10 protein-coding genes are annotated in these 9362 nt (G+C 65.3%); 6 read left to right on the top strand and 4 right to left on the bottom strand.

The annotated features are described in order from the left end of the window. Window positions 1-85: 85 nt before the first annotated feature. From D769_RS05320 to D769_RS05330, 3 genes are all read right to left on the bottom strand, one after another. Window positions 86-1027: a TetR/AcrR family transcriptional regulator gene (locus tag D769_RS05320; RefSeq protein ID WP_008642798.1), complete on the bottom strand. Its 942-nt coding sequence runs from the start codon at window positions 1025-1027 to the stop codon at window positions 86-88. Between the two features lie 202 nt (window positions 1028-1229). After that, window positions 1230-2825 carry a GMC family oxidoreductase gene (locus D769_RS05325; protein WP_008642800.1) on the bottom strand — a complete coding sequence of 532 codons (1596 nt, stop codon included), beginning with the start codon at window positions 2823-2825 and terminating at the stop codon, window positions 1230-1232. Window positions 2826-2833: 8 nt separating this feature from the next. Continuing rightward, window positions 2834-3415 carry a hypothetical protein gene (locus D769_RS05330; RefSeq protein WP_008642802.1) on the bottom strand — a complete coding sequence of 194 codons (582 nt, stop codon included), beginning with the start codon at window positions 3413-3415 and terminating at the stop codon, window positions 2834-2836. 44 nt (window positions 3416-3459) lie between these two features. On the opposite strand from D769_RS05330, the gene D769_RS32235 reads away from it, so the two are divergent. The 5 genes from D769_RS32235 to D769_RS05350 all read left to right on the top strand — a co-directional run bounded on the left by D769_RS32235 (window position 3460) and on the right by D769_RS05350 (window position 8168). After that, window positions 3460-3630, top strand: a complete 171-nt coding sequence (locus D769_RS32235; protein WP_160172179.1) for a hypothetical protein — start codon at window positions 3460-3462, stop codon at window positions 3628-3630. A 138-nt stretch (window positions 3631-3768) separates the two neighbouring features. Continuing rightward, a complete protein-coding gene (locus tag D769_RS05335; protein WP_008642804.1) occupies window positions 3769-5334 on the top strand; it encodes an NAD(P)/FAD-dependent oxidoreductase in 1566 nt (521 codons plus the stop codon). Window positions 5335-5410: 76 nt separating this feature from the next. Continuing rightward, window positions 5411-6301 (top strand): SDR family NAD(P)-dependent oxidoreductase, encoded by an 891-nt coding sequence (locus tag D769_RS05340; RefSeq protein ID WP_008642807.1) that lies wholly within the window; start codon window positions 5411-5413, stop codon window positions 6299-6301. Then, the gene (locus D769_RS05345) at window positions 6298-7299 is read left to right on the top strand and encodes an alpha/beta hydrolase (RefSeq protein ID WP_008642809.1); all 1002 of its coding nucleotides are present in this window, start codon (window positions 6298-6300) and stop codon (window positions 7297-7299) included. Before D769_RS05340 ends, D769_RS05345 begins: the two co-directional genes overlap by 4 nt. Further along, window positions 7296-8168 carry a metal-dependent hydrolase gene (locus D769_RS05350; protein ID WP_008642812.1) on the top strand — a complete coding sequence of 291 codons (873 nt, stop codon included), beginning with the start codon at window positions 7296-7298 and terminating at the stop codon, window positions 8166-8168. Before D769_RS05345 ends, D769_RS05350 begins: the two co-directional genes overlap by 4 nt. A 53-nt stretch (window positions 8169-8221) precedes the next feature. On the opposite strand, the gene D769_RS05355 is transcribed toward D769_RS05350, so the two are convergent. Next, entirely contained in the window at window positions 8222-9061 is an 840-nt protein-coding gene (locus D769_RS05355; RefSeq protein ID WP_008642813.1) for a MerR family transcriptional regulator, read from the bottom strand. 59 nt (window positions 9062-9120) lie between these two features. Between D769_RS05355 and D769_RS05360 the strand changes: the two genes are divergently transcribed. Beyond that, window positions 9121-9362: LysR family transcriptional regulator (locus tag D769_RS05360; protein ID WP_008642815.1), on the top strand; the 242-nt coding region annotated here is incomplete at its 3' end.

Consider the following 9362-nt stretch of genomic DNA (forward strand, 5'->3'; position numbering starts at 1 on the left):
TGTCGGTATCGATAGCGACGGATGCCGTCGCCGCTCGTTGCCGGTGTGCGGCGGCCCCGGTGAGGACCACCGCTTCACTTGTCGGCTAGGACCTGGGGCGGGTTCGCATCCAGTCGTCGAGCGGGTTGCTTGGGAAGGTCGCGCAGTGCTCGCGGCGTACCGCCATGCTGGCGGTGGCCGCTCGCGCCGCTCCCTCGTTGCGCACTTGTCGCGCACTGCGTCTGGCACGTCCCAGCGCGGCTGCGGCGGCTGCCGCGGCCTCGTGGGATTCGCCCTCTACAGTGGCGGCCAGCGCCGCGAGGTGAGCCTGCTCGTCGGCGTGCTGCGTCTCGCCGATCTCGAACACATCCTGCAGCGCACCGAGTTCCTGCGGCGCGGGTGAAGGCGCCTTGAGGGCCGCCACCACCATCGACGTCAGTTGCGCCAGCACCTGCGCATCGCTCATCCGCCTGCCCTGCGTGAACGCCGGCATCAGGTTGCCGAGTTCGTCGCCGGCCAGCACGCCTGCCAACGCCTTGAGGGCGAAATGCAGGCGCCAGCCGAGCTCCTGACGTGGCACGTCCGGCAGCGCGTGGGCGAACGCTTCGAAGAAGCGGCCGAACACGGGTGCGTAGTGCCCCATCAGCCAGGACTGGATGAACGGGGATGTATCCGAATACACGCGCCCTAGCAGGCGCAGGAACGATGGGCCGCCGATCTCGGGCTCGCGCGCCATCTGGAGCGCGGGCACGAACAGGGCGCCCATCACGTGTTCGCAGCGAATCTCGGCACCCGGCCAGCGTGCCTCGCAGGCGTCCAGCAACGCGAGGCGACGGGTGTTGAGGGGATCCAGCCGGCGGCCAAGCACCGACTGCATCATGATTTCCTTGCTGCGGAAGTGATAGTTGACGGCAGCGAGGTTGACGATTGCCCGCGACGTAACCTGTCTGAGCGATGTTGCTTCGTAGCCTACCTCGATGAACAGCTTCTCGGTCGCGTCAAGAATGCGAGCCTTGGTGTCTCCTGCCGTGGTTTTCCCGGTCTTCATGGGGGCGTCTCTCGCTATGAAACCGCAGTGGACCCCTGCAATAAAAATAAAAATCCACGACCGCTGTGGCTCCGTGCTCTAACGGCATACGGATGCTTGAAACGGTTGTGGGAGCCTATCCAGCGCCACGACCGTTTCACAAGACTTATATTCGAATAGATCCTCTAAATTGCAAGCCCGACTGCGACGGACTTGATTTGGATCACGGCTTGATGCTTCGGGATAGGGCCGAGACATTCTGCGCCGTCAGTGCGAATACTGACAACTGAGGGTTCGCACCAATACTGGTTGGAAATACCGAGCCGTCAAACACGGAGAGATTCTCGAGCTGGTGGTGGCGACCCGCGCTGTTCACCACGCCCTGCTTGGGATCGTCGCTCATGCCGCAGCCACCCATCAGGTGCGCGGTGAAGAGCAACGCGCGGAATTTCTTCAGGGGCAGTTGGCCGATGGCTTCGCGTGCCTGGGTCCAGCTCGTGTAGTCCTGACCGTCGAGATGAGCGGGTCGTACCCGTTTCGCACCTGCAGCAAACTGGGCTTCGGCCATGCTCAGGTAGGCGCGGCGCACGCCGTCCCAGACATAGTCGCTCACGTCGTAGTCCAGCACGGGACTGCCGTCGTCGGCAATGCGCACGCGCCCGCCGGGGCTCTCCGGCACGAAGCCGTCGCGCAGCAGCGCCAGCATCGCGTTGGTATGCGGCAACGCGGCCATCTGACGCCGCAGGTCATCGCCCAGCGCATTGAAAACGCCCGAGCTGATGCCCGGGAACATCGGCGGCACTTCGAGCTTGTAGCCCATCGGCCCCGTTGCGCCATCGCGCCATTGGAAATAATCGGACGCGATCGACTGCGGCGCGCCATAGTACGGATCGATCTTTTCCGGCATCTCGGCAATGGTCAGGTTCACCGGATGGATGAACGTGCGCAGGCCGATCCGCCCATGCGGGTCCGGTACGCGCGAACGCAGCAGCAACGCGGGCGTATTGATGGCGCCGCCCGCCGCGATCACATGTCTTGCCCGGACGGTGACCGTGACGCCGGTGGCCGTGTAGCCATCGATGCCAAGCGCATCGCCTGTGAGGCCGCGCACGGTCTTGCCGTCATGGTCGATCGTGCGTACGCGCAGCCGATGCACGAGCGTGGCCCCGTGCGCGAGCGCGTTGGGAATCGTCGACACCAGCATCGACTGCTTGGCGTTGACCGGGCAGCCCAGGCCGCAGTACCCGGAGTTCCAGCAGCCTTTCACGTTACGCGGAATCACGTGCCATTCCCAGCCGAGCTTTTCGCAGCCGCGCTTGAGCACGGTGTTGTTCGGATTCGGGTCCATCGACCATGGCGCCATGTTCAGGCGGGCTTCGATTTTCTCGAACCACGGCACCATCTCGGCTTCGGAATGCCCGGTTACGGCGTGCTCCGTGGCCCAATGCGCCAGCGTTTTCGGGGGCGTGCGGAAGCTGGACGTCCAGTTCACGGTGGTGCTGCCGCCCACGGAGCGCCCCTGCAGGATCGAGATGGCGCCATCGGACGTCGCACGCGCGGCGGCCTCCTGGTAGAGCTCGCGATACGCGCGCGCTTCATCCATGTCCTTGAAGCTGTCCGAAGTGCGCAGTGCCCCTTCCTCGATCAGCAGTACCTTGAATCCCGCCTCGGTGAACATTTCGGCGGCAATGCCGCCGCCCGCGCCGCTGCCGATGATGGCGACGTCCGTTTCAAACGTGCGCGGCGCGGTGAACGTGGCGGCGTCGAGCACCTTCCAGCCGGACGCGATGCCGGCGCTGTAGATATCGTTGATGGCCATGGTGGGTGTCAGCTGTGGATGGCGCGATAGACCGCGGGATTGGGGCCGGGATAACCGGCGGCGGCCCACGCATCGGGCAGCACGAAGTAGCCGACACTGGTCAGCTTGGCCAGCACCACGCCGCCCGCGTTGAGCGTTGCGAAGCGGCTGGTACGCCAGCGCGTCAAAAATCCGCGCACCTGCTCGGGCGTGGCCTGGTCCCACGGCGCGCGCAGGCCGGCCAGGGCCCAGCGCAGCGGCGTGCTGGCCAGCAGATCGAGCAGCTTGCGCAGTTCCGCGCGGCCGTTCAGACCCATTGCCGCGATCGACCCGTCGATGAACTGCACGGCGGCGGCGATGCGCTTCTCGCGCTGGGCCGGGTCGACCGATTCCAGCTCGCTGACTACCGCTGGCAGCAGTGCCCGGAACAGCGCGACATCAGCCGGCCGCAGGAAAGCCATGCCGGCCTGCGGTGGTGTGCTGGCGGGCGAACAGCCCGTTAGCGAGGGAAGAAGCGCCGAGCAGGCGATCGCGGCGGAAAACCCGGCGCCGACCTTCAGGAACTGGCGGCGTGATGATTTCTCCACAGCGGGTGGGGCGGGTACGGGCATCGTGTCTCCGTCTTCGTTTGTGTTTTCGATGTCGTTGCCAGGCCGTGCGAGTCGCACTGGCCAAGGTGCGTTGCGATTCTGCCGAAGCGCTGGATTTTTTTTCATCCCCCCGACAGGTTTCAAACGCGCGACTGACTGCCGCCGCCGATGCGGATTTCTCGGCGCGCACCTTGTTTCATGTGCGCCAAGAGCCGCTGGAAATTGCCAAAAAATAGAGCAAATCTTCAAACCAGCGCATTGACCCATGCCACAGCGATACCTACGATGACATCGTTCAATGTCACAATCAATGGTGTCGTGATCGTGTCGCCGCCTTCGAAGGCGACACCCGCGCACCCACCGGAATGCGCCAAATGAATGCACCCGTGGATCTGCCCGACCGTCTCATCCCCACCCGTCCCAACGACGCTGCCTGCGACATCGCCATCATCGGCAGCGGCTTCTCTGGGCTGGCCATGGGTATCCGTCTCAAACAAGCTGGCGTCGATGATTTCCTGATCTTCGAGAAAGCCGGTTCGGTCGGCGGCACCTGGCGCGATAACCACTATCCCGGTTGCGCGTGCGATGTGCAATCCCATCTCTACTCGTTCTCGTTCGCGCCGAATCCGAGCTGGTCGCGCATGTTCTCGCCGCAGCCGGAGATTCGCCGCTACCTTGAACACAGCGCCGAGACGTTCGGCCTGAGCTCGCATTTGCGCTTCGGCCATGAACTGAAGCAGGCCGTCTGGGACGCGTCCGCTGGGGTCTGGCGGCTGGAAATGGCCGATGGCCGGCGCGTGCGCGCCCGGATCCTGGTCTCGGGGATGGGCGGGCTCAGCCGCCCTGCCATTCCCGATATTCCCGGTCTCGATACTTTCGCCGGCACCACGTTCCACTCCCAGCAGTGGCGCCATGACTATCCGTTGGCGGGCAAGCGCGTGGCCGTGATCGGCACTGGCGCCAGCGCGATCCAGTTCGTGCCGCAGATCGCGCCACAGGTGGATCGCCTCGACCTCTACCAGCGCACGCCGCCGTGGGTCATGCCCAAGCCGGATCGCGACGTGTCCGCGCTGGAGCGCTGGATGTTCCGCCAGTTCCCCTTCACACAGTGGCTGGTACGGGCCGGCCTGTACTGGATGCTGGAAATGCGCGTGATGGGCTTCGTGATGCATCCGAAGCTGATGAAGGCCGTGGAGCGGATGGCGCGGCGCCACCTCGCGCGGGAAGTGCGCGACCCCGGACTACGCGCGAAGCTGACGCCGGACTACACGATCGGCTGCAAGCGCGTGCTGATGTCCAACGACTACTACGGAGCGCTCGCACGCGCCAATGTCGAGGTGGTGACCACGGGCATCGACCATGTGGAACCAGACGCCCTGGTGATGCGCGATGGCAGCCGCAGGCCGGCCGATTGCATCATCCTGGGCACGGGCTTCCGCGCCACCGATCCGCTGCCGCGTGGCGTGATCATCGGGCGAGACGGCCGTGACGTGCTCGATGCCTGGCGCGATGGCGCGGAGGCGTACCTCGGCACCACGGTCTCGGGCTTCCCCAACCTGTTCCTGATCATGGGGCCGAACACCGGACTGGGACACAGCTCGATGGTGTTCATGATCGAGTCGCAGGTGCGCTACGTGCTCGACGCGCTGCGGCAGATGCGCGAGGAACGCGTGCAGGCCGTGGACGTGCGCCCGTCGATCCAGGATGGCTTCAACCGCGGCATCCAGCAGAAGCTGGATCACACGATCTGGTCGGCAGGCGGCTGCGCGAGCTGGTACATGGACCCGCGCAGCGGCAAGAACACCACGCTGTGGCCAGGTTTCACATGGCAGTTCTGGCGCGCGACGCAGACCTTCCGCATGGCCGACTACGAACGCTGGCCCATGCGCGAACAAGGCGTCGCGCCGCTACCCGATGAGGCCGAGACCGCTCGCGCCTGAGATCCGATCGCGCGCATCCACAACCCTGCGCCCTCATCCACACCGCAACACCCCATAACGATATCGGGAGACATGCATGAAGGATTTCCACAACAAGGTTGCCGCGATCACCGGCGCTGGCTCGGGCATGGGGCGCTGTCTGGCCATCCAGCTCGCGCAGTCCGGCTGCCACGTGGCGATATCGGACTGCAATGAAGCGGGCCTCGCGCAGACGGTGGCTGAAGTGCGCTGTGTGGCGCCCTTGGTGCAGATCACCAGCCATCGCGTGGATGTCGCGGATCGCGCCGCCGTCCATGCCTGGGCGGATGACGTGGCGCGCGCGCATGGCCGCGTGAACCTGATCTTCAACAATGCCGGCGTCGCGTTGTCGAGCACGGTCGAAGGCATGGCCTACGACGATCTCGAATGGATCATCGGCATCAACTTCTGGGGTGTGGTGTATGGCACGAAGGCATTCCTGCCCCATCTCAAGGCCAGCGGCGAAGGCCATGTGGTGAACACGTCGAGCATCTTCGGCCTGTTCGCGCAGCCCGGCATGGGCGCGTACAACGCCAGCAAATACGCGGTGCGCGGATTCACGGAATCGCTGCGCCAGGAACTCGATCTGATGGACTGCGGCGTGTCCGCGACCACCGTGCATCCAGGCGGCATCAAGACCAATATCGCGCGTGCCAGCCGGGTGTCGTCGAGCGTGAACGGGCTGCTGGTGCGCGACGCGCAGCAGGGCCGCGAGGAGTTCGAGAAGTTCTTCATCACCACGGCAGACAAGGCCGCGCGCGTGATCCTGGACGGTGTGCGCGCGAACAAGCGCCGCGTGCTGATCGGCCCGGATGCCTACGCGGCGGATGCCCTCTCCCGCATCCTGCCTGCCGCGTACCAGTCGCTGGTGGTGCGCGATACGCGACGCAAGAGCAAGCGACTGCTGTCCGATACGGCGGGCGCGCCCGCACGCGGAGAACGCGCATGAATCGCGCCACGCTTTCACGTGAGGCGGCATTGCAGTCGCCGCCGGGTGCGTTCACGCGCTGGTTCGGGCAGGGCCGCATCGGCCTGTTCAGCCTGTCGCGCGAAACGCTGGCGCTCCGCCACGCGTTGCCCGCGTCCCGCTGGGTATCGGTGATGGGCACGCTGGTCCACTACACCGAGGAAGGCGTGCCGGAGGGCGAGCCGCTGGTGCTGATTCACGGATTCGGCGCGTCGCTGCATACGTGGGAGGGGTTGATGCCGATGCTGCGTCGCCGCTATCGCGTGGTGCGGCTCGACCTCGCGCCGTTTGGCCTCACCGGTCCGCTGCGTGACGCGCATGGTCGCATCATGACGATGGATGTCGACGTCTATCGCGCGTTCATCGACGGCTTCCTGGCTGCGGTGAACATCTCGCGTGCAACGGTGATCGGCAACTCGCTCGGCGGACTGATCGCATGGGACCTCGCGGCGCGCCGGCCGTCGCTGGTGAACCGGCTGGTGCTGGTCGATGCCGCAGGCTTCCCGATGAAGCTGCCGATCTACATCGACCTGTTCCGGCACGCCGTGGTGCGCTGGTCGGCGCCGTGGATGTTGCCGGAGTCGATCATCCGCGCGGCTACGCGTGATGTCTATGGCGACGCGTCGCGCGTGCCGGAGGCCACGTTCCGTCGTTACGTCGATTTCTTCTATGCCGCAGGCAGCCGTGAAGCCGTAGGCCGCATGGTGCCGAAGCTCGATTTCGATGGGTTGGATACCGAACGCCTGCGCGGCGTGCGTGTGCCCACGCTGGTGCTGTGGGGCGATCGCGACCGCTGGATTCCGCCCGCGCACGCGGCCGAGTTCGCGGCCCGCATTCCCGACGTGACGCTGCGCCGTTACGCGGGGCTTGGCCACATCCCAATGGAAGAAGACCCTCAGCGCGTGGCCGCTGACCTGTTGCCTTTTCTGGACGGTGCACGCGAGGCACGTCCGTCATTCAGCAAGGAGTTTGCATCATGATGCCTGTCCGCCGCGACGTACATCCCCATCTCCCGCCGGAGCGCATTTGCGATTGGCATCAACGCGGCCGGCACGTCACCCACTTCATCAACGCGCTTTCGATTTTCTTCCCGGCCGGCGAACGCTTCTTCATGGACAGCGTGCGCAACTATCGCGACCGCATCACCGATCCAGAACTCAAGCAGGCCGTGGCCGGCTTTATCGGACAGGAAGCGATGCACACACGCGAGCACATTCTTTACAACCGTTTGCTCGATGATGTTGGCCTACCTGCCAGCAAGCTCGACAACCGCGTGGCCAGCCTGCTCAATCTGCTGCGCAAGATCCTGCCGAAATCATGGCAGCTCGCGCACACGATCGCGCTGGAACACTACACGGCGATGCTGGCTGCCGGCATGTTGGCCGATCCGCGTCAAATGGGCGATTCGGAGCCAGGCTATCGGCAGGTATGGACCTGGCACGCGCTGGAAGAAACCGAGCACAAGGCCGTGGCCTACGACGTGTGGAACGTGGTCATGAAGCCCGGCCCGTACCGCTACTTCGTGCGAACGTTCACGATGCTCACCACCACCGTGACGTTCTGGGCCATGGTGTTCGCTTTCCACGTCAGGCTGGTGATGGCGGACAAGTCATGCCGCAACAAGCTGCTCGGCTTTGGCAGCGTGATGAACTTCCTGTGGGGATCGCCGGGCACGCTGCGCAAGATGATTCCGGAATGGTTCGCCTACTTCCGGCCTGGGTTCCATCCTTGGGATGACGACAATCGCGCGGAGCTCAGCCGCATCGCGCCGCTGATCTCGGAGATCGAGGACACGGCGATTCGCGCGGGTGCCAGCACGCGCGCGCCGTCGATCCGTAGCGTGGCGTGACGCGGTAGGTGGCAAGCGGCAGGCGGCAGGCGTGCGGGAGATCGGCCGGCGCATCAATCGCCCGCCGATCCTCCCTCTTCATGCAGGTGTTCGAGGATCGCGGCAACGCGGTCCCCGAGATACTTGTTGGCCGAGATTTCGAGCGCCCGCATCATCTCGGTTTCCAGCGCCACCAGCGCGAGTGGCCGGATGCGCCAGAGCACATCCACGATGCGCGGCACTTCGGATGGCGGCGGCAGCTTGCCTTCGCCGAAGCGGTCCAGTTCGCGCACTACCATGCCGACGATCCGGTCGGACACGGCCTGGAAGTGACCGCGCGCCTGCTCGATGATGTCGAGCACGTCCTCGAGCGGAAACCCGGCTTTGGCCATCTCGGCACCCGCCGCCAGCGCGCGCGGGCTGCGGGCCAGGTAGCCGAAGCCATCCGGTTCCAGCAATCCCAGTGAAATCGCCTTGGCCAGCGCCGTGCGCGAGATCGCGCGGCCGAACAGCCGTGCCAGCGCCAGGTACGAGTAGTGGCGCGGCGCTTCGCTGTTCCAGGGGCTGCTGATCGCCGTCTCGAGACCCAGGATCGATCGCAGGTCGTGGCCTTCGACGATCGCCTTGAGCAGTTCCATGATGTTGGCGAGCGTGTAGCCGCGCGCCAGCAGATGGTGGATCAGCCGCAGTCGACCCAGATGCGCCTGCGTGTAGATGCCAACGCGGCCGCGCCGCTCGGGTGGGTCAATGAGCCCGCGGTCCTGATAGGAGCGGATATTGCGGACGGTGGTGCCGGCCACACGCGCCAGCTCGTCGATGGTGTATTCGGGAAAAGCCTTGCCGCCCGTCTGCGCTGAGTCGGAATCGGTAGGACTGGAAGGAGTGGGCGTGCCGCCGCGCTTGATCGAGACCATGGCGAAAATTCTAACTGAGTCGGCGACGTTACAATGCGGCATCACTTCCCGCCGTCCCCATGCATATTCGTTGGCTCGAAGATTTCGTCTGCCTGGCCCAGGCCGGGAGTCTCGCGCGTGCCGCCGAGTTGCGCAACGTCACGCCGCCCGCATTTGGCCGTCGGATGCAGGCGCTCGAAGTCTGGGCCGGCGCGCCACTGATCGATCGCAGCACGTTTCCGGTGCGGCTGACCGCCGAGGGCCGCCAGTTCCTGGAGGCCGCGCAGGCGGCGCTGCGCACGCTGGAGGACGCACGCCTGTC

Source organism: Cupriavidus sp. HMR-1, from assembly GCF_000319775.1.
GTDB lineage: Bacteria > Pseudomonadota > Gammaproteobacteria > Burkholderiales > Burkholderiaceae > Cupriavidus > Cupriavidus metallidurans.